The 20,210-nt window shown below is 43.3% G+C and carries 21 protein-coding genes, 3 tRNA genes and 1 riboswitch (1 of these 25 only partly in view); of the genes, 21 read left to right on the top strand and 3 right to left on the bottom strand.

Features of this window, described 5'->3' with window-relative positions; genetic code table 11:
- Positions 1-136 precede the first annotated feature (136 nt).
- The 6 genes from GDK41_RS15395 to speD all read left to right on the top strand — a co-directional run bounded on the left by GDK41_RS15395 (position 137) and on the right by speD (position 5,824).
- On the top strand, positions 137-1,348 hold the full coding sequence (locus GDK41_RS15395; protein ID WP_152087234.1) for an aspartate aminotransferase family protein: 1,212 nt from the start codon (positions 137-139) through the stop codon (positions 1,346-1,348).
- Between the two features lie 70 nt (positions 1,349-1,418).
- Positions 1,419-2,435 (top strand): arginine N-succinyltransferase, encoded by a 1,017-nt coding sequence (gene astA / locus GDK41_RS15390; protein ID WP_152087233.1) that lies wholly within the window; start codon positions 1,419-1,421, stop codon positions 2,433-2,435.
- A gap of 16 nt (positions 2,436-2,451) precedes the next feature.
- Positions 2,452-3,924 (top strand): succinylglutamate-semialdehyde dehydrogenase, encoded by a 1,473-nt coding sequence (gene astD, locus GDK41_RS15385; RefSeq protein ID WP_152087232.1) that lies wholly within the window; start codon positions 2,452-2,454, stop codon positions 3,922-3,924.
- 181 nt (positions 3,925-4,105) lie between these two features.
- Positions 4,106-4,441, top strand: a complete 336-nt coding sequence (locus GDK41_RS15380; RefSeq protein WP_105166728.1) for a DUF3802 family protein — start codon at positions 4,106-4,108, stop codon at positions 4,439-4,441.
- Positions 4,442-4,515: 74 nt separating this feature from the next.
- Positions 4,516-4,929, top strand: a complete 414-nt coding sequence (locus GDK41_RS15375; RefSeq protein ID WP_152087231.1) for an OsmC family protein — start codon at positions 4,516-4,518, stop codon at positions 4,927-4,929.
- 85 nt (positions 4,930-5,014) lie between these two features.
- Complete coding sequence (gene speD / locus GDK41_RS15370; RefSeq protein WP_152087230.1) at positions 5,015-5,824, top strand: adenosylmethionine decarboxylase; 810 nt, start codon at positions 5,015-5,017, stop codon at positions 5,822-5,824.
- A gap of 221 nt (positions 5,825-6,045) precedes the next feature.
- Here speD and GDK41_RS15365 read toward each other — a convergent pair whose 3' ends face one another.
- The gene (locus GDK41_RS15365; RefSeq protein ID WP_152087229.1) at positions 6,046-8,121 is read right to left on the bottom strand and encodes a TonB-dependent receptor; all 2,076 of its coding nucleotides are present in this window, start codon (positions 8,119-8,121) and stop codon (positions 6,046-6,048) included.
- Positions 8,122-8,248: 127 nt separating this feature from the next.
- On the opposite strand from GDK41_RS15365, the gene GDK41_RS15360 reads away from it, so the two are divergent.
- The 8 genes from GDK41_RS15360 to GDK41_RS15325 all read left to right on the top strand — a co-directional run bounded on the left by GDK41_RS15360 (position 8,249) and on the right by GDK41_RS15325 (position 15,747).
- Complete coding sequence (locus GDK41_RS15360; protein WP_152087228.1) at positions 8,249-8,638, top strand: acyl-CoA thioesterase; 390 nt, start codon at positions 8,249-8,251, stop codon at positions 8,636-8,638.
- A gap of 156 nt (positions 8,639-8,794) precedes the next feature.
- Entirely contained in the window at positions 8,795-9,142 is a 348-nt protein-coding gene (locus GDK41_RS15355; RefSeq protein ID WP_232056475.1) for an META domain-containing protein, read from the top strand.
- A gap of 29 nt (positions 9,143-9,171) precedes the next feature.
- Positions 9,172-9,271: riboswitch (TPP riboswitch) on the top strand.
- Between the two features lie 121 nt (positions 9,272-9,392).
- Complete coding sequence (thiC, locus tag GDK41_RS15350; RefSeq protein ID WP_152087226.1) at positions 9,393-11,345, top strand: phosphomethylpyrimidine synthase ThiC; 1,953 nt, start codon at positions 9,393-9,395, stop codon at positions 11,343-11,345.
- A gap of 102 nt (positions 11,346-11,447) precedes the next feature.
- On the top strand, positions 11,448-12,473 hold the full coding sequence (locus GDK41_RS15345) for an FAD-dependent oxidoreductase (protein ID WP_152087225.1): 1,026 nt from the start codon (positions 11,448-11,450) through the stop codon (positions 12,471-12,473).
- Positions 12,470-12,664 (top strand): sulfur carrier protein ThiS, encoded by a 195-nt coding sequence (gene thiS, locus GDK41_RS15340; protein WP_152087224.1) that lies wholly within the window; start codon positions 12,470-12,472, stop codon positions 12,662-12,664. Before GDK41_RS15345 ends, thiS begins: the two co-directional genes overlap by 4 nt.
- Before the next feature lie 3 nt (positions 12,665-12,667).
- Complete coding sequence (locus tag GDK41_RS15335; RefSeq protein ID WP_152087223.1) at positions 12,668-13,462, top strand: thiazole synthase; 795 nt, start codon at positions 12,668-12,670, stop codon at positions 13,460-13,462.
- Between the two features lie 21 nt (positions 13,463-13,483).
- Complete coding sequence (gene thiD / locus GDK41_RS15330) at positions 13,484-15,004, top strand: bifunctional hydroxymethylpyrimidine kinase/phosphomethylpyrimidine kinase (RefSeq protein ID WP_152087222.1); 1,521 nt, start codon at positions 13,484-13,486, stop codon at positions 15,002-15,004.
- A gap of 2 nt (positions 15,005-15,006) precedes the next feature.
- Entirely contained in the window at positions 15,007-15,747 is a 741-nt protein-coding gene (locus GDK41_RS15325) for a HesA/MoeB/ThiF family protein (RefSeq protein WP_152087221.1), read from the top strand.
- Positions 15,748-15,806: 59 nt separating this feature from the next.
- On the opposite strand, the gene asd is transcribed toward GDK41_RS15325, so the two are convergent.
- On the bottom strand, positions 15,807-16,673 hold the full coding sequence (gene asd, locus GDK41_RS15320; protein ID WP_152087220.1) for an archaetidylserine decarboxylase: 867 nt from the start codon (positions 16,671-16,673) through the stop codon (positions 15,807-15,809).
- A 42-nt stretch (positions 16,674-16,715) separates the two neighbouring features.
- Entirely contained in the window at positions 16,716-17,774 is a 1,059-nt protein-coding gene (gene rsgA / locus GDK41_RS15315; RefSeq protein ID WP_152087219.1) for a small ribosomal subunit biogenesis GTPase RsgA, read from the bottom strand.
- Positions 17,775-17,978: 204 nt separating this feature from the next.
- Here rsgA and orn point away from each other — a divergent pair, with 204 nt between their 5' ends.
- The 7 genes from orn to rpsR form a co-directional block, all read left to right on the top strand.
- Positions 17,979-18,524 carry an oligoribonuclease gene (gene orn / locus GDK41_RS15310; protein ID WP_152087218.1) on the top strand — a complete coding sequence of 182 codons (546 nt, stop codon included), beginning with the start codon at positions 17,979-17,981 and terminating at the stop codon, positions 18,522-18,524.
- A gap of 100 nt (positions 18,525-18,624) precedes the next feature.
- Positions 18,625-18,700: transfer RNA gene (locus GDK41_RS15305), tRNA-Gly, on the top strand.
- 166 nt (positions 18,701-18,866) lie between these two features.
- Positions 18,867-18,942, top strand: a tRNA-Gly gene (locus GDK41_RS15300).
- Between the two features lie 166 nt (positions 18,943-19,108).
- A tRNA-Gly gene (locus GDK41_RS15295) sits at positions 19,109-19,184 on the top strand.
- A 184-nt stretch (positions 19,185-19,368) separates the two neighbouring features.
- On the top strand, positions 19,369-19,710 hold the full coding sequence (rpsF, locus tag GDK41_RS15290; RefSeq protein ID WP_070986357.1) for a 30S ribosomal protein S6: 342 nt from the start codon (positions 19,369-19,371) through the stop codon (positions 19,708-19,710).
- Positions 19,711-19,742: 32 nt separating this feature from the next.
- Positions 19,743-20,069, top strand: a complete 327-nt coding sequence (gene priB / locus GDK41_RS15285; RefSeq protein ID WP_152087217.1) for a primosomal replication protein N — start codon at positions 19,743-19,745, stop codon at positions 20,067-20,069.
- Positions 20,070-20,080: 11 nt separating this feature from the next.
- Positions 20,081-20,210, top strand: partial view of a 30S ribosomal protein S18 gene (gene rpsR, locus GDK41_RS15280; protein ID WP_002962753.1) — the 5' portion only. 98 nt of this gene lie beyond the right edge of the window; the window shows 130 of its 228 coding nt (coding positions 1-130); it begins with the start codon at positions 20,081-20,083; its stop codon lies off the right edge, out of view.

The raw sequence follows: 20,210 nt of genomic DNA, 5'->3' as shown, positions 1-20,210 counted from the left end.
CTTTCAGCTTTTTTTCTGAAATAATAAGTGAATGAATTTTGCACCAAGTGATATTTTTTATTACGCCCAGTGTAATAAGTAAAGGCTTCATCACGCCTTTTCAACGGTGCCCTACTCAAATCAATGAGGAGTTAAAATGACTATTAATCGTGAATTGTTCGATCAAGTAATGGTGCCTAATTATGCACCTTCTGCTGTTATTCCAGTAAAGGGTGAGGGATCTCGCGTATGGGATCAAGAAGGCCATGAATACATCGACTTTGCAGGTGGTATTGCAGTTAACTGCTTAGGGCATTGTCACCCAGCGTTAGTCTCTGCTCTTAAAGAGCAAGGCGAAAAAATTTGGCATTTATCTAATGTAATGACTAACGAACCAGCATTACGTTTAGCTAAAAAGCTAGTTGACGCTACATTTGCAGATAAAGTTTATTTTGCAAATTCGGGCGCTGAAGCAAACGAAGCGGCATTGAAGCTAGCACGTCGCTTTGCTTTAGATAACCATGGCGAGCATAAATCACAGATTATTTCTTTTAACAAAGGTTTCCACGGTCGTACATTCTTTACTGTAACTGTGGGTGGTCAGGCTGCTTACTCTGATGGTTTTGGTCCAAAGCCAGGTGATATCGTTCATTGTGACTACAATGATTTAGCTGCTTTTGAAGCGCTAATTTCAGACAGCACTTGTGCTGTGATGATGGAACCATTGCAAGGTGAAGGCGGTATCATTTCTCCTGACGCAGATTTTGTGAAAGGGGTTCGTGAGCTTTGTACTAAGCATAATGCGCTATTAATCTTCGATGAAGTACAAACAGGTGTTGGTCGTACCGGTGATCTTTATGCATATCAAGGTTTAGGTGTAACACCTGATATCTTGACTACCGCGAAAGCGCTTGGCGGTGGCTTTCCTATTGGGGCAATGATCACCACAACTGATATTGCGAAGCACTTAAAAGTTGGTACGCATGGCTCTACGTATGGTGGCAACCCGTTAGCATGTGCTGTTGCTGAAGCAGCGTTTGATACCGTTAATAGTGCAGAGGTGCTAGAAGGCGTAAAAATCAGAGAAGCACTGTTCCGTGAGCTGTTAAACGAAATCAACGACAAATATAAAGTATTTAGCGAAGTGAGAGGCAAAGGCCTATTATTAGGTGGCGTAATGGCAGATAAATACAAAGGCCGTGCTAAAGAGTTTTTGGTGGCAGGTATTAAAGAAGGCGTTATGTCACTAGTTGCTGGTGCTGATGTCGTGCGCTTTACTCCATCTCTTGTGATCCCTGAAGCTGACATTCGTGAAGGCATGGCACGCTTTGAAAAAGCGGTTGCTAGTGTGGTAGCAAATAACGATTAATCTTGGCAAGGCTCACTTTTGTGAGCCTTAATTTACCGTCTAGGTTTATAATTGAGGAGTAAGCGGGCTCATGATGATCCTTCGCCCAATCCAAAAAAGCGACTATGCTGCGCTTTTAAATATTGCCCATGAATCGGGGCATGGCTTTACTTCACTTCCTGTGAATGAAGAGTTATTACAAAATAAAATTGCCCGCTCAGAGGCTTCGTTTTTGAAAGAGACAGATATTCCTTTTGATGAAGGTTACCTTTTTGTACTCGAAGACAACGAAACCGGAGAGGTTGTTGGTACTAGCGCAATCGAAGCTGCGGTTGGTTTAGATGATGCTTTCTATCACTACCACCTAAGTAAGGTGATCCACTCGTCACGTACTTTAGATGTATATAAAGCTGTGGATATCTTGACTTTATGTAATGACTACACGGGAGCGACTGAGCTGTGTACATTATTTTTGAAAGATGGCTATCGCAAAGGTCTAAACGGAAAACTGCTATCTAAGTCACGTTTTATGTTCATAAAGCAACATCAGCACCGTTTTGCAGATACGGTGATTGCAGAAATGCGTGGGGTGTCTGATGAAAATGGCAAAAGCCCATTTTGGCAATGGTTAGAAGAGCATTTCTTTTCAATGGACTTTCCAACGGCAGATTATTTGACTGGCATTGGACAGAAAGTTTTTATTGCTGAGTTAATGCCTAAGTACCCGATTTATGTGAATTTGCTGAGTAAAGACGCGCAAGCTGTGATTGGTCAAGTGCACAATAATACCCGACCTGCTATCGAGCTACTAAAAAGTGAAGGGTTCACCTTCAATGGTTATGTCGATATTTTTGATGCTGGCCCAACCGTGGAAGCCAAAGTGGATAACATTCGTACGGTTCGCTCGGTACAACACAAGCAAGTCACCATTGGCCAACCACAAGGCGGTTCCCCTGTCATGGTCGCAAATGATAAACTTGCGGGTTATCGGGCAACAGTTGCCGAACTTCAAGTTGATCCAGCTAGTGATGAAATCGTTATTTCGGCTGAATTAGCAAGTGCTTTGAACATTGTTAGTGGTGACTCAGTTAGCATCGCAACACTTTAATTTGTAGGTATTAATTATGACAACACATCCTGCTCAACTGATAAACGGTGAATGGGCTGCAGGCCTTGGCAGCGAGTTTAAATCAGTAAACCCAGCAAACAATGAGGTGATCTGGCGTGCAAACTCTGCGACGGCAGAGCAAGTAGACGCTGCTGTTAAAGCTGCACGAAATGCTTTTTATACTTGGAGCGATTTAGATTTTGCTGCGCGCTTGGAAATAGTAAAACGTTTTGCCGACGCATTGAAAGAAAATGCGGAAGAACTGGCGATAGCGATTGCAAAAGAAACCGGTAAACCACTTTGGGAGACCCGTACAGAAGCGGGCGCAATGGTGGGTAAAATTGCGATTTCAGAAAAAGCTTATCATGAAAGAACAGGAACTGTTGAAAATCCTATGCCGGTGGGGCGTGCGGTTATTCGTCACAAAGCGCATGGGGTAGTTGCTGTATTTGGCCCTTATAACTTCCCTGGTCACTTGCCGAATGGCCATATTGTTCCTGCGCTATTAGCGGGTAATACGGTTATCTTTAAGCCATCAGAATTGACTCCATATGTTGCTGAGTTAACTTTAAAGCTTTGGCAACAAGCGGGTCTGCCTGCCGGGGTTATAAACCTAGTTCAAGGTGAGGTGGAAACAGGTAAAGCACTGGCATCTCACAAAGGTATTGATGGTCTGTTCTTTACAGGGTCGTCTCGTACTGGCCATTTATTGCATGAGCAGTATGCAGGTCAACCGGGTAAAATACTTGCTTTAGAAATGGGTGGAAATAACCCTCTAATTGTTAAAGATGCCTCAGACACTAAAGCGGTTGTACATGACATTATTCAATCGGCATTTATTTCAAGTGGCCAACGCTGTACTTGTGCTCGTAAGTTGTTTTTACCGGCTGACGCACAAGGCGATGCAATCCTAGAACATCTTATCCGTGCGACAAAAGCTATCAAAGTGGGTAACTTTGATGACGCTGAGCAACCGTTTATGGGCTCAATGATCTCAGAAGCGGCCGCTGCGGGTATGGTTGCCGCTCAAAAGCAATTACAATCGCTAGGTGGTGAGTCTTTAATTGAACTGAGCCACACAACAGGAACTGGATTTGTTACACCGGGGATCATTGAGTGTTCAAATATTACTGATTTTCCGGATGAGGAGCATTTTGGTCCATTATTAAAAGTGTTCCGCTATAGCGATTTTGATGCAGCTATTGAAAAAGCCAATGACACCAGTTTTGGTTTATCTGCAGGCTTACTTGGCGATAGTGAAGCAGATTATGATCACTTCCTTCGTCGTATTCGTGCAGGTATCGTGAATTGGAACAGACCAATCACGGGTGCATCAAGCGCAGCACCATTTGGTGGTATAGGCGCGTCAGGTAATCACAGAGCAAGTGCTTACTATGCTGCTGATTACTGTGCATATCCAGTTGCCTCAGTTGAACTTGAAAAAGTAACGTTGCCAGGTACGTTGAGCCCAGGTCTTAATATTGATTAAGGTTTAACATACAAAGGGTTAGCTTTGTTCGTCTATCGGCTTATAAAGTTAATACTTTGTTCTTATAAAAAGCAGCTTAGGCTGCTTTTTTTGTATTCAGCTAAGCGACAAAAGTAGCATTAGCAGTGAGTTTCTGCTTAAATCAATAACAGGTGAGTTTAAAGTCGTAGGTGGGTAAAAGATGGTTTTAGATAAACAAGGTTATGACGAACTAGTCATGTATCTTACGCAAAATTTAGCCTTGTTTGAAAAACCCGGCGAGATAAAGCCTGGCGCTCCTAAAGTAATGGAATTAATTGAAGATGTCATCGCAGAAAATGTAATACGTATCTGTGAGCAACATAGTGAGCTGACAACTGAGCAACGTAGCTTGATTGTCCGAGAAGTTGATGGCATTGTTTATGACTTACAAGAAGTGCTTTCTAGCGTGACCGAGCAACGTGTTACGGTAGAGCAACGAGAATTTATCGAAGAATTTGCCGGTCTAGTTAAAAACATGTTTGATTCGGCCGTTTGACGACTTACGTTTAATAATGATGATCGACAATAACACCGCCCATCGGCGGTGTTATTGTTTCTTAAGAGGTAACTATGCAAGCAGATGTAAAGTGGGTAGAAGGAGATACCTTTATTGGTCGCTCTGAGTCGGGACATAACGTAGTATTTGACGCAGGTTCTGATAGTGCTGCGCCAAGTCCAATGGAAATGGTATTAATGTCGGCTGGATGTTGCTCTTCAGTTGATGTGGTGAGCATCTTAAAGAAAGCAAAACAGGACTTTGACAGTGTAGAGGTCAAGCTCTCTAGTGAACGAGCTGAAAGTGCACCTAGAGTCTTTACTAAAATGAATCTACACTTTGTTGTTACGGGCCGAAATGTCTCTGAAAAGCACTTAGCTCGTGCCGTTCAACTTTCAGCAGAAAAGTACTGTTCGGTTGCATTAATGCTTGATAAATCAGTAGAAATTACTCACAGCCATGAGGTTGTTGAAAGTCAGGGAAAATAACCCTTTTTCATAGCGTGATTTTCGTATAAAATCCGCGAACTTTTGGTTCTGCTACGCAGATTTATAGTTTGAAGGTTGGCCTATCGTGAACAAGCCCTTTGATAAAATTAAACTCCATGGCTTTAACAACTTAACGAAGAGTTTAAGCTTTAGCATTTACGATATCTGTTACGCCAAAACAGAACAACAACGTAAAGAATATTTAGAGTATATTGATGAGCAATATAGCGCTGATCGTTTAACTGATATTTTAAAAGACGTTGTTGATATTATTGGTGCAAACGTATTGAATATTGCGCGTCAAGATTACGAGCCGCAAGGGGCAAGTGTAACTATTTTGGTATCCGAAGAGCCTGTTGAACAACAGACTTTCGATAGCAATGAAACCCCAGGGCCGTTACCTGAGTCTGTTGTTGCGCACTTAGATAAGAGCCACATTTGCGTGCATACTTACCCGGAAGCGCACCCGAATGATGGAATTTGTACGTTCCGCGCAGATATTGAAGTGTCAACATGTGGTATTATTTCGCCACTTAAAGCACTTAATTTCTTGATCCACTCTTTGGAATCAGATGTTGTTACTATTGATTACCGTGTTCGTGGATTTACTCGTGACGTTACAGGTGTGAAACATTACATAGATCATGCTATTCATTCAATTCAGAATTATATGACAGAAGATACAAAAGAAGCGTATCAAATGCTGGATGTGAATGTGTATCAAGAAAACTTGTTCCACACTAAGATGATGTTAAAAGAGACGGATTTAAATACCTATTTGTTTGGTATCACCACGGACGATCTGAGTGAAGACGAAGAAGCTGAGATCCGCGCTCGTTTGAATCGTGAAATACAAGAAGTATTTTATGGGCGTAACCTGCCAGAGGTTGATTAATACCAATTTTATTAATACATTGATCATTCTAGCGAGCTAAATAACTCATTAACTGCGTTAAATATTTCTCATGTAGAATAACTACATAGTGAAATATTTGCCTTGTTACTAAGTCATTTATCTGTCGCAATATCTGATCACCAATTTAATGCAATTGGTATAACTTCAATATTGGTTTATAAAAAAAGCGCTCTATGAAGCGCTTTTTTTATCACTTTTGTTTAGATTTCATATTTAAATGTTAATCCTACAACGCGAGGCTCACCATATTGCACGTAGGTTTGAGTTGTATAGCCGTTCAATGGATTATTTGGGAAGCTAAAACCACGAACCGCAATGTCTTTATCGGCCAAGTTTCTGCCCCATGCAGTGAGAGACCATTGCTCGGCATAGTAGCTTAAGCTTGCATTGATTAAGTTGCTACTGTCTGCTTTAGCATCGTGGTTTATAGAATGGTAGTAATCATCCTTACCATCAAAAGACAGTGTCGCAACTAATTGCTCTGTTATAAAATAATTCGCCCCGAAAGAATATTGGTATTTTGGAGCTTGAGCTTGCTCTCGACCATCTAAATTTAGGTTAGTAAATTCACCCTCTACTTTAGTATCTAGATAGCCAACACTGTAGTTAAGGTTTAAGCGGTCGTTATACTGAAATTGACCCTCTACCTCGATACCGTAGTTTCTGCCTTTTGATGCATTATCGATAAACTCTAAAAACTTTCGGTCAAACTCTAAAGAACGTTTAACCTGCATATCGTCTCTGTGCATATAAAAAGCACTGACTCTAACGGTATGGCGATTGTCTTCAGAACTGCCTTTAACACCAAATTCAGCGTTCCATAAGTATTCAGGTGCAAAGTTATATTGTGTTGTTTGGACAGTTAGATTTTCATCTTTGGCCCTCGCTAGTGCCTCTCCATTGATACCACCAATTTTGTACCCTCGCGATAGGCTGGTATATATCATCGTTCTTGGCACCACATAGTGTTCTAGAGCTACTTTTGCCCCCCACATCCAATCCTTGGTATCGCCATTAATGGCATTCGTATCATAGTAGTCAGTGTTGTAATGCTCTGCACGCAGTCCAGTTATGAGCTCTGTTTTGTCAGACAAGTGTGTGATTTTCTGACCAAAGAATGCTAGATGACTGACATCGTAGTGAGAGTTAAAGTCTTGGTTTTGCCAAGTATATACACGAGTAAGTTCAACTTGCTTACGTTTAGCTGAAAGGCCGCCGACCCAGTTTTCTTGTTTATCTGAAAAAGTGAGCTCAAATGTGCCTCTTTCATGCTCTCGCTGATAAGAGTCTGTAGAGCTGTAGCCATCAGGATGAAGGCCTGCAGCACACACCGTAGGACGTGTAACGTCATTGCAGGTCCAATCTTCATCATAGCTGTACAGCGTGTCACCACCTAAGCGACTGATCAACACCGATACGTCAAACAGTGGCGCACCAGTATAGTGAGTGGTCAGCGCAAAAGCATTGCTCTGTTGTGCATCCTGACCGGGTTGATCAGCGCTACTTTGGCGGTTGTTATAGAGCGAAAACGCATCGTAACCATTACCAATATTGATGTGGTGGGCAACAAACTCAGTACTGAGTGAGTTATTCCAATTAGTATGTAGTTTTACTCTGGCAACCTGTTCATCTAACTTTTGCGTGTTGGAGTTTAAATAGATGTTGTCTGTATAGCCATCAGATTGCTGCAAGTAATAACTCCCTCGAGCTGCAGTACTTTCAGTTACTGCTCCACCGATCGCAATACCGGCTTCTTTACTTTGGTGGTTACCGATACCAAGCTTGAGATTCAAGGCAGGATCGCCAGTTGCAGCTTGAGTCTTCACATCTATCATCCCGGCCATGGCATCCGCTCCAAAGCGTGTGCCTTGAGGTCCACGATACACAGCGACTTGCTCAGCATCAAAGAGTATTGCGCTACCGCCTAAGCCAGAGTAATCGATATTGTCTACTAACATACCAACACTTGGATGAATGGGGTCTACAAACTGAGAGCGAAGTCCGATACCTCGGATCTGGACAAAGCGTCCACGTGATGCGCCTGCTGTAAAGTTTGTATTGGCTGCACTATTTAGCATTTGCTCTAGGTGATTTGCGCCCCGAGCGGTGATAGCATCATCACCCATAACTACAGCACTAGCACTTAGGGTTTGAATATTTTCTCTTTTAAAGTCGCCCGTGACCTCAATGGTTTCAATCGCCGCTTCATTGGCTGTGGCAGGATAAGAAAGTAGGGATATTATCGTCGCACTGAGTAGAGAGTATTTTGAATTCATAGTTTGGTTGTTATCGTTGAAGTTGCGCACATTTTAGCAAATGGCTGCTAGGTTAAAACCTAAATAGCGCTTAAATATGATATAACTTGTCAATTATTAACTGATTACTTTGTTTAGAGGGACGTAAGTGGTATTTAGCGTAGATTTTAAGGTTCGTGATTATGAATGTGATTTACAGGGCATTGTAAACAATGGGGTCTATTTTAACTATTTAGAACATGCGAGACATGAATTTTTGCACTCTAAAGGGGTTGATTTTGCCGCACTGGCTCAAGAAAAAATTAACCTTGTGGTGATCCGCTCAGAAATGAACTTTAAAGCTTCATTGAAGCCCGGTGATGAGTTTTATGTGCAAGTTGAAATACAACAACAAAGCAAGCTGAAGTTTGTTTTTGTACAAAAATTGATTAGAAAGTCAGATGAAAAGCTCATGTTAGATGCTGCAGTAACAGGTACATCTGTTAATGAAAAAGGACGTCCGTTCCCATGTAAGGAAATAGAGAGTTTGTTTTCTTAAAAATAGCGTTAAAAATTCGCTTTTTTGATTCAAAATGGCTATTTATTGCCGCTAAATCCCGTTAAATGTGTATAATTATACGAGTTTAGTAAACAATAATGTGACATGAAATCCTTTATTTTATCTTGCGTGATTAGCGCACTTTTAGCTGGCTGTATGGCAACTGTAAAAGTGGGTGATACACAGCTTAAATATACCAAATGGCAGCTGACTCATATTGATGGCAAGTTAGTTGGCAGTAACCCCGTTTCTATCGAGTTCATAGAAGCAATGCAGGTTGCCGGCAACGGCGGATGTAATCGATTTTTTGGCGAAGGGGTAGTCAGTAATAGTGCCCTGACAGTGTCTCATATGGGGATGACACGCAAACTCTGCGATGAAAACACCAACCAGCAAGAACAGATGCTGCTTAACATGCTAAAACGTGGAGTACCTATATTAATGATTGAAAACTCACTTATTTTAAAAGGTCAACCTGAGTTACGTTTTCAAGTTGCAGGTTAACTTCTTCTCCAGTACACTCGTTGCCAATTCGTTACTTGTCGGAGTGCCCTTTGGGCTGAGATCGCATTTTGCGGGATCCGTGAACCTGATCAGGTTAAAACCTGCGTAGGGAACAAGCTGCCTGTATTACAAATCAACGTTTGTAGGCTGCAAAGTTTTATATTACATAAAACTCGATCATCTGAGGCTAACCTCATCTCGCTCCTTTTGGAGATCTGACAAGACCCCTTAAATAACAATGAGGCAAGTCATGTCAAACAATAGTAGCAAACCATCTCGCCGTGAAACACGTGCCGCGGCATCTGAGTTTATTTATAACCTCACAGGTCAACCTTTTCCTAGTTCTCATAAAGTATACGTAGAGGGTGAGCACGCTGGTGTGCGCGTTGGTATGCGTGAGATCACCCTATCAGATAGTTTTGTAGGTGGCACAGAAGATAACCCTGTTTATGAAAAAAACGAACCCGTTCGGGTATACGACACATCTGGTCCATATACAGATCCCGACTTTAAATTGAATGTGCGTGAGGGCTTACCCAAGTTGCGTAAAGAGTGGATTGACGCGCGCGATGATACTGAATGGCTTGACTCGGTTACATCTAAATTTTCTCAACAGCGCATGGCGGATGAGGGACTGGACCATATTCGTTTTGAACACTTACCCAAAATCCGTCGTGCAAAAGCGGGTAAAAATGTTACGCAAATGCACTACGCGCGACAAGGGATAGTGACCCCAGAAATGGAATATGTTGCTATTCGTGAGAATATGGGGCGTGCTAAGCTCAAAGAAGAGATCCTCGCTCAGCAGCATAAAGGGCAATCTTTTGGGGCTTCAATTCCAGAGTTTATTACCCCTGAATTTGTGCGTGATGAAATAGCCCGTGGTCGCGCTATTTTACCAAACAATATTAATCACCCAGAATCTGAACCGATGATTGTTGGCCGTAACTTTTTAGTAAAAGTAAACGCCAATATTGGTAATTCTTCGGTTACGTCGTCTATTGAAGAAGAAGTAGAAAAGCTGGTTTGGTCTACGCGCTGGGGGGCCGATACGGTGATGGACTTGTCGACGGGTCGATACATTCACGAAACCCGTGAATGGGTAGTGCGTAACTCTCCGGTGCCAATCGGTACCGTACCAATTTACCAAGCGCTTGAAAAAGTTAATGGTGTTGCTGAAGATCTCACGTGGGAAATTTTCCGAGATACGCTTATTGAACAAGCGGAACAGGGGGTTGACTACTTTACGATTCATGCGGGTGTACTGCTACGCTATGTGCCCATGACCGCAAAACGCGTGACAGGTATTGTCTCTCGTGGTGGCTCGATCATGGCAAAATGGTGTTTGGCACACCACAAAGAAAACTTCCTATACACTCACTTTGAAGATATCTGCGAGATCATGAAGCAATACGATGTGTGCTTCTCGCTTGGGGATGGCTTACGTCCAGGGTCAATTGCTGATGCGAACGATGAAGCTCAGTTCTCTGAATTACGTACATTGGGTGAGCTAACCAAGCTTGCTTGGAAGCATGATGTGCAAGTATTCATCGAAGGCCCAGGTCACGTACCAATGCACATGATTGAACAAAACATGAAAGAGCAGTTAGAGCACTGTCATGAAGCGCCATTTTATACCCTTGGCCCACTGACTACCGATATTGCTCCAGGTTACGACCATTTCACATCGGGTATTGGGGCGGCACAAATTGCGTGGTATGGCTGTGCGATGCTGTGTTATGTGACACCCAAAGAGCATTTAGGCTTACCAAATAAAGAAGACGTAAAAGAAGGCTTGATCACCTATAAAATCGCGGCTCATGCAGCAGATTTAGCAAAAGGCCACCCTGGCGCGCAAGTCCGTGATAATGCCTTGTCAAAAGCACGTTTTGAATTCCGCTGGCACGACCAATTTAATTTAGGTCTTGACCCCGAGCGTGCCCGTGAATATCACGATGAGACCTTACCGCAAGAATCAGGTAAAGTTGCGCATTTTTGCTCTATGTGTGGTCCTAAATTCTGTTCAATGAAGATCACGCAAGAGGTTCGGGATTATGCCAAAGATCTTGAAGCAAAAGGAATTGATCCAAATAACGTGGGTGATGCAATTGAGATCAAAATGGTCGATGTAGAAGCCCAGATGCAAGCCAAGTCTGAAGAGTTCAAGCAATCAGGCTCTGAGCTGTATCACAAAGCAATTTAAGGTTATTTGTACTTGGTGCGCTGTGCACTAAGTGAATTGGGTGATGTGGCCTTTATGTGGCATCACCTTTTAACTAACAATTGCATATGGTAGATGGTTAGCATGAAAAAGCCGAAGGTAGCGATACTCGGGTTTGGTCTAGTGGGTCGGATTGCTGCATTGATGCTGCATGAACAATATCAACTGAGCATTTTTGAAACGGCGCAAACGCCAGATAACAATGGTGCTGGGGCCCTTGCCGCGGCAATGCTTGCCCCGATGGCAGAGTCAGTTATCTGTGAGGTTGATATTGCCGCGCTTGGCGTTGAAGCCATGGCATTATGGCCAAAGTTACTTGCACCCCTTGCTTTGCCTGTCATGTACCAACAGACAGGCACGCTTATTGTTGCACATCAACAAGATATGGGTGATTTGCGTAGCTTTGAGCAACGCTTAAAACCGCTCGCTGGGCATCAAGCACAACATGTGTTTAGTCAAGAAATTGCCCAGCTTGAGCCTGAGCTGGCAGGACGTTTTCACCAAGGGATCTACTTGCCAAGTGAAGGGCAGTTAGACAATCAGGCCTTTTATAAGGCCAGTTTTGAGCATCTTAAACAAACAGAGTGTCAGTTTTACTTTGGTCAGTCTGTAGAGGTACAGCATGATGAGCGCAGCAGAGCGCAAGTTAATGGACAGGTATTTGATTGGATCATTGACTGTCGAGGTATTGGTGCTAAAAAGCAGCTTGCTGGTTTACGTGGCGTACGAGGCGAAGTGGTACGAGTGTATGCACCAGAGGTAGTGCTTAATCGGCCTGTGCGGCTGATGCACCCTCGCTATCCTATTTATGTTGCCCCAAAACCGAACAATGAGTTTGTGATTGGAGCAACAGAAATTGAATCGCAAGATGATGGGCCAATAACGGTACGTTCAACCTTAGAGTTATTATCTGCGGCCTATACAGTTCATAGTGGCTTTGCAGAAGCGCGCGTTATGGCAATTAAGGCGGGACTTAGACCTGCTTTTAGTGACAATCGACCACAAGTGTCAGTTAAGGGCAATGTGATCAGCATTAACGGCTTGTACCGTCATGGTTATTTGCTTGCCCCTGCGGTAGTTAAGCAAGCGCTTAGTAAGGAGTTATTGTGAAAATAACATTTAATGGTCAGGTGATGGAGTGTAATGCACAAAGCCTGCAAGCTTTTATCAGTGCAACGGATGCAAAAGAGCCCTATGCAGTGGCTTTAAATGGTCAGTTTGTGCCACGCAGTCAGTGCCAATCAACGATATTGAGTGAAGGGGATAGTATAGAGTTGCTATCACCCATTCAAGGTGGGTAAGTTATGAAAGCTGATAAACCACTTAATATTTATGGAGAAAGCTTTGAGAGTCGTTTGTTGATTGGCTCTGCGTTGTACCCATCCCCACAGATTATGCAAGAAGCTATCTGTGCCTCACAATCGCAAATTGTGACGGTGTCTTTACGCCGTCAAAACACGGTCTCTGCAGGGGGCGATTTTTGGCAACTGATCAAAGATACCGGGTTGACTGTGCTTCCAAATACAGCAGGATGCCACAGCGTTAAAGAGGCGGTAACATTGGCACAGATGTGCAGAGAAGTATTCGCTACGAATTGGATCAAACTAGAGTTGATTGGAGACGAATATAATTTGCAACCAGATCCGGTTGCGCTTTTAGAGGCAACGGAAATACTGTTACAAGATGGTTTTAAAGTGCTCCCTTACTGTACCGATGATTTAGTATTGTGTCAGCGTTTAGCCGCATTGGGGTGTGAAGTATTAATGCCTTGGGGAGCACCTATTGGTACTGGTAAAGGCTTGTTAAACCCATATAATTTATCGATGATCCGTCAGCGTTTGCCAGATATGACACTTATTGTTGATGCTGGACTTGGTTTACCTTCACATGCCTGTCAAGCGCTTGAAATTGGCTACGATGCGGTATTACTAAATTCGGCGATTGCGGGCGCAGGGTGTCCGGTAAAAATGGCCAATGCATTTAACCATGCAGTACGAGCAGGGCGCGCGGCCTATGTTGCACAAGCTATGCCTGAAAAAGAGGTTGCAGCACCTTCAACACCCACGATGGGTATGCCGTTTTGGCATCAAAGTAACTAACAAATAAATGAGGAGTCTGAAATGGCACAGGTAGTTTGGAGTATTGCAGGATCAGACTCGGGTGGCGGTGCTGGTATTCAAGCGGATATAAAAGCGATGCAAAGCTTTGGCGTGCACGCTTGCACGGCCATTACCGCATTAACTGCTCAAAATAGCCTCGGCGTTGAGGCGATTAATTCGGTGGCAACAGATGTCATCGAATCACAACTGCAAGCTTTGGCAACAGACATGCCTGCACATGTAATAAAAATTGGTATGTTGGCCAATGTTCAGCAAATTCAACTCATCGCTGAGCATCTTAACCACTATAAGCAAAAGTGGGGGCAACCTCCGATAGTTGTGTATGACCCGGTTGCAATTGCAACCAGTGGCGATAAGTTAACTGAAGAAGACACGGTTGATGCACTAAAAACACACTTGCTACCGCTTGTTGATGTGATAACACCCAATACCCATGAAATTCAGCTTTTAACAGGGGTGTATTTAATAGGCCCTGATGCAGTTCGAGAGGCTGCGCAAAAGTTAGTTGAAATGGGGGTGAAATCTGTCGTAGTAAAGGGCGGGCATTGGGATTATCCGAAAGGGTACTGTGTAGACTTTTGTCTTTGGCAAGGGCAAGAGTATTGGCTTGGGAATGAAGCGATAAATACCCCACATACGCATGGTACGGGCTGTAGTTTATCGTCTGCGATCGCTGCGTGTTTAGCAAAAGGTTACCCATTAAAAGACGCTTTTATATTGGCGAAAGCCTATATAAATCAAGGCTTGCATGAAGCAATTCGCTATGGTGAAGGCATTGGCCCCGTTGCACAAACAGGTTTTCCTACCAACTTAGCGTATTATCCACAAGTGATAGAAGCGGGCAGTTGGCTTGCAGATGAGCTGGATTTTGCACAGCCCAATCCATTTAACTTTGCAGCGGGTTTCGCTGACACCGGTGGTGAACTCGGTCTTTATGCCGTTGTTGATAGTGTTGATTGGGTTGAAAAGTGTTTATTGGCAGGTGTACAGACAGTACAGCTTAGGGTTAAAAATGCCGACTCCGAGACGCTTGAAGCCGAGATTCAGACGGCCATTACTTTAGGCCGAAAATACCAAGCGCGTGTATTTATTAATGACTACTGGCAATTAGCGATTAAGTATGGTGCTTATGGTGTTCACTTGGGACAAGAAGATCTCAGTGAAGCCAATTTAAAAGCCATTCAGGAAGCTGGGCTTAGACTCGGTGTGTCTACGCACGGTTTTTACGAAATGCTCAGAGCACATAATTATCGACCTAGTTACCTTGCATTTGGCGCGATTTACCCAACGGCCACCAAAGATATGACTGGGCAGATCCAAGGCTTAGAAAAACTGTCACACTTTGTGCCTTTAATGGCTGAGCATTATCCAACGGTAGCAATTGGGGGAATTGATTTGTCAGTGGCCTCTGAAGTGGTAAAAACAGGCGTAGGCAGTATTGCAGTGGTGAGGGCGATCACTGAGTCTGATAACCATGTCAAAGCAATCGAGCAGCTGCAAGCGTGTTTAAAGAGTGCATAACAATGGCGTTAGATGATAAAGAGCGGCTGAGGTACAGCCGTCACTTGTTACTCAAAGAAGTGGGAGAGCAAGGGCAGCTCAAGCTCAAAAGTAGCCACATAGCAGTGGTTGGCTGTGGAGGTTTGGGCAGCCCCGCACTATTTTATTTGGCAGCCAGTGGCGCAGGTACACTCACTTTTATTGATGATGATGAAGTTGAGTTGTCGAATTTACAAAGGCAGATTTTGTATAAAGTCAGTCATATAGGGCAACGAAAAAGCCAAGCTGCAAGTAAAGTGTTGGCGAGTCTTAATAACAGCATTGGGCTCAATCCGGTGTGTACCAAACTGACCTCTGACAATGTGGAAGCTGTGCTAAAAAATGCCGATATCGTGCTTGATTGTAGCGACAACTTCGAGACCCGTTATTTGTTAAACCGTTACTGTATGACACATAAAAAAGTGCTGATCTCTGGCGCTGCGATGGCAACGTCTGGTCAAATCATGTGCTTTGATTTTCGAGAAAGTGGACCTTGTTATGCTTGTATTTTTCCAAGTAACGACAAAGTTGAGTATCCAAACTGTGATAATTTTGGTGTGTTAAGCCCGCTTCTGGGGGTAATTGGTGCCCAGCAAGCGCTGTTGGCAATGAATACAATTTTAGGCCATCACAATGGCAGTTTTTTTGCCAGTGTTGATGGTTTAACATTAAGCCAGAATATTTGGAAAGTCGGCAAAGACTGTCGCTGTGCGGTATGCGCTTAAGTTGAGTTTCATTGTATAAGGGCCAATGAATTATATTAGCCCTTATTAGGAAAGTTGCGTTATGAGTTTATGGTGGCAAACGCCGTGCCCATGCGTGTCACTGTTTCCGGTTGCTCACTTTCCAAAAACTCAGCTTGGTTAGCACCCCACGCTAAGATCACGGTGGAGCCCAGTTTAAAGCGGCCCATTTCTTCCCCTTTTTTCAAGGTAATAGCATTAGTACCTGTCGCTGGGTAATCCCAACTAAACACATCTTTCCCCGCTGGTGGCGTAACAGTGCCTGCCCAAATTGTTTCAATACTAGCAACGATTGTAGCACCAACCAATACCATTGCCAGAGGGCCTATTTCGGTATCAAAGATGGCAACCACACGTTCGTTACGTGCAAATAAATTTGGTACATTCTGTGCGGTCAACGGGTTTACCGAGAATAAGTCACCAGGCACGTAAATCATGCGCTTAAGTGTGCCATCTATCGGCATGTGAATGCGATGATAATCTTTTGGGGCTAGGTAAATAGTCGCAAACTTGCCGCCGCTAAACGGTAAAAAGTCTTCTTCTTTACCACCTAAAAGTGTCTGTAAACTATAGTCATGACCCTTCGCTTGAATGATCTGACCATCAACAACATCGCCTAACTGGCTAATTGCGCCATCAACCGGATGGGCAATAATATTATTATCTTCAGCGAGAGGGCGGATACCCGGCTTTAAGGGACGGGTAAAAAACTCATTAAAAGTTTTGTAATGGGCGGGGTTTTCGTGAAGCGCCTCGCTCATATCAATTTTGTATTGCTTGATAAATAATTTAATTAATTGCGTTGTAAGTGCGCCGGCTTCTGCTGCTGCGAGTTTCCCAACGAGTCGCGACAGCCCATGTTTAGGCAGCGCATATTGCATGGCAATTTTAAATTTATCCAAGTTCACTTTTTTATTTTCCTAAAAAATTTTGCTGATAGTAGCATAAAATTAAACACGAGGAGCGCGAGCGCCTGCTCTGCCATCTGCCATGGATTCAAGTATGCGATGGTAGCTATCAAAGCGCAATTCACTGATCTTACCTTCGTTTACTGCTTCTACCAATAGGCATCCTGGGTCATTCAGGTGTTTACAATCCCTAAAACGGCAACCACCAATAAACGCTCTAAATTCTTTAAAGCACCATGTAACGCGCTCAACTTCTAAATGCCATAGACCAAACTCTCGGATCCCGGGGGAGTCGATTAAATTGCCGCCACTGGGCAAGTGGTGGAGTCGAGACACCGTTGTTGTATGTTGCCCCAAACCACTATTTTCTGACACTTCTTTCGTTAGAATTTCCGCATTAGGTAGCACGGTATTAACCAAAGTTGATTTGCCAACACCTGATTGACCGACGAAGATATTGTTTTTTCCTGCGAGTGTTTGTTTCAAAACATCAATACCTTCACCCGTTTTGTTACTCACTAACAGTACTTGATAGCCGAGCTCTCGGTATATATCTAAAACTTCATCTATGTATTGTCGGCTTTCATCATCGAGTAAATCGACTTTATTGAGAACGAGAATAGGCTCTATGCCCATGTCCTCACAGGCCACCAGATAGCGGTCAATTATATGGGGAGTAAACTCAGGCAGTACGGCAGATACCATTAATATTTGATCAATGTTGGCTGCAACAACTTTAACGCCATCATAAAAATCAGGGCGCGTTAATTGAGAACGGCGCTCTTCGGTGGTCTCAATGACACCTGCTAAGTCACCATCGCTAACCTTGGCGCGACGGAAAAATACTTCGTCACCGCACACCAAGCTTTTTATGGTGCGCCTAATATTGCAACGCAGTATGTCGCCTTGTGATGTTTCAATATCTGCGTGTTGGCCAAAACGGCTGATCACTACGGCAGGCTCTATAGCTCCTAAGTTATCGCTTTGCCAAGCGGTTTCTTGTTGGTTAGCCTCTTGCTGTTTTGCTTTATGCAAACGCTTTTGGTGATTGGCACTGATCCGTCTGGATTGGCCTTTACTTAGTTTTTTCTTTTTTGCCATATTTTTTGGTCTACCGGCCAAAAATAAGATAATTTGTTTAAATTAGCCTATTCCTGTACTGTTTGTTTTGTGAGCTGCATGTAATTGGTCTATAACTCAATTAAATGCCCCGCTTTTTAAAAAAAAGCTTTAGGTCAACTGGTGAAGCTAATATGATATATCTAATTGCATTGGATCTAAAGGAAAGTACCGCTAAGGTAGTCTATGTCGTTTAATGAATCTAACTTGATCTGGCTTGACCTCGAAATGACGGGGCTAGAACCGAAGACAGATAAAATCCTCGAAATCGCCACAGTAATAACCGACTGTGATTTGAACATATTGGCTGAAGGCCCTGTTATTGCCATTCATCAAAGTGATGAGTTGCTGGATAATATGGATGAGTGGTGTACCAACCAACATGGCCGTTCAGGGCTTACTGCACGCTGTAAAGCAAGTAAATTTACAGAAGAAGATGCAGTCAAACAAACGCTAGACTTTTTAAAAGGTTGGTTACCTCCGGCTAAGTCACCAATGTGTGGCAACTCGATTGGCCAAGATAGGCGCTTTCTAAATAAGTATATGCCTGAACTTGAGGCATACTTTCACTACCGTAACCTTGATGTTAGTACGGTAAAAGAGTTGGCTCGCCGTTGGAAACCAGAGTTGTTGGATGAAGTGAAAAAGAAAAGTTCACACTTAGCGCTGGACGACATCAAAGATTCCATTATGGAGCTGAAAATCTACCAAGAAAAGTTTTTCAATATTTAAAAAAATACTTGCAAAGCATTTTCTATGTTGTAGAATCCTGCCCCGCTTAAGACGAGAAGCCTTGCGGGGTTTTTTAATCTAAAGCTTAGAAGAATTGTATGCGGCACTAGCTCAGCTGGTAGAGCGCGACCTTGCCAAGGTCGAGGTCACGAGTTCGAACCTCGTGTGCCGCTCCAATCTTTCTGTACTATTAAATGAGACTTAGCTCAGTAGCAAATTAGTTAGTTTAATATCTAACGATAATGTTCGGGCAAATCTGAAATGCAGCACTAGCTCAGCTGCTAAAACGTTATACGCGACCTTTAGGTCTCGCACAGCGGAAAACTTGAGCTAATCTGGAATGCGGCACTAGCTCAGCTGGTAGAGCGCGACCTTGCCAAGGTCGAGGTCACGAGTTCGAACCTCGTGTGCCGCTCCAACCTTTCAGTACTATCAAGTGAGACTTAGCTCAGTAGCAAATTAGTTAGTTTAATATCTAACGATAATGTTCGGGCAAATCTGAAATGCAGCAGTAGCTCAGCTGTTAAAACGTTATACGCGACCTTTAGGTCTCGCACAGCGGAAAACTCGGGCTAATCTGGAATGCGGCACTAGCTCAGCTGGTAGAGCGCGACCTTGCCAAGGTCGAGGTCACGAGTTCGAACCTCGTGTGCCGCTCCAATCCCAAAACAAATCTCTTGTTTATCAATTCTTTTTAAAATTCCTACTTCATATCAAAAATTTTAATTGCTTAATAATCCAACTCTACGTAAAATACGCGCTCTTTCGGCTATCACATTTAGTTCCTTGCCTTCACCCGACTGGCCGAAACGGGAAAAGGCTATATTAACCGTAAGGAATATCCATGCGTCATTACGAAATCGTATTCATGGTTCACCCAGATCAAAGTGAGCAAGTACCTGGTATGATCGAGCGTTATACTGGTTCTATCACTGAAGCTGGCGGTACTATCCACCGTTTAGAAGACTGGGGCCGTCGTCAATTGGCATACCCAATCGAAAAGCTTCACAAAGCACACTATGTTCTTATGAACGTTGAAGCACCAACTGAAGTAATCAACGAGCTTGAGACTTCTTTCCGCTACAACGATGCAGTACTACGTAACTTAGTTATGCGTACTAAAACTGCTGTAACTGAAGCATCTCCTCTTGTAAGAGAAGAGAAAAAAGAAGCAGCTACTGCTTAATCGTTATTGATTCTGGACATTGAGGGTTTGCGGTGCAACAACAGGCTGACCTGTATACAAATCAATATGTGCTTTCGGGCGTGATTTGTAAAACACCCAAATTTAATCAAAGCCCAGCAGGTATACCACATTGTATTTTTGTGCTTGAGCACAAATCAATGCAAGTAGAGGCAGATCTTAACCGTCATAGTTATGTCCGTCTTCAAGTGGTCGCCAGTGGGAAACAGTTCCAGTCTCAAACACAGCATTTATACGTTGGGCAAGCAGTACAAGTTAGAGGTTTTTTAAACCGTCACGAGAACCGAAATGGTTTGAGTCAACTGGTACTACACGCACAACATATTGAAAGAATTAATTGAGGAAATTACTCATGGCACGTTATTTCAGACGTCGTAAGTTCTGCCGTTTTAAAGCGGAAGGCGTACAACAAATCGATTACAAAGATCTCGCTACTCTTAGAAACTATGTAACAGAAAGTGGCAAAATCGTACCTAGCCGTA

This window comes from Pseudoalteromonas sp. A25, from assembly GCF_009176705.1.
Lineage (GTDB): Bacteria > Pseudomonadota > Gammaproteobacteria > Enterobacterales > Alteromonadaceae > Pseudoalteromonas.
This window is presented reverse-complemented; position numbering and strand designations above follow the sequence as displayed.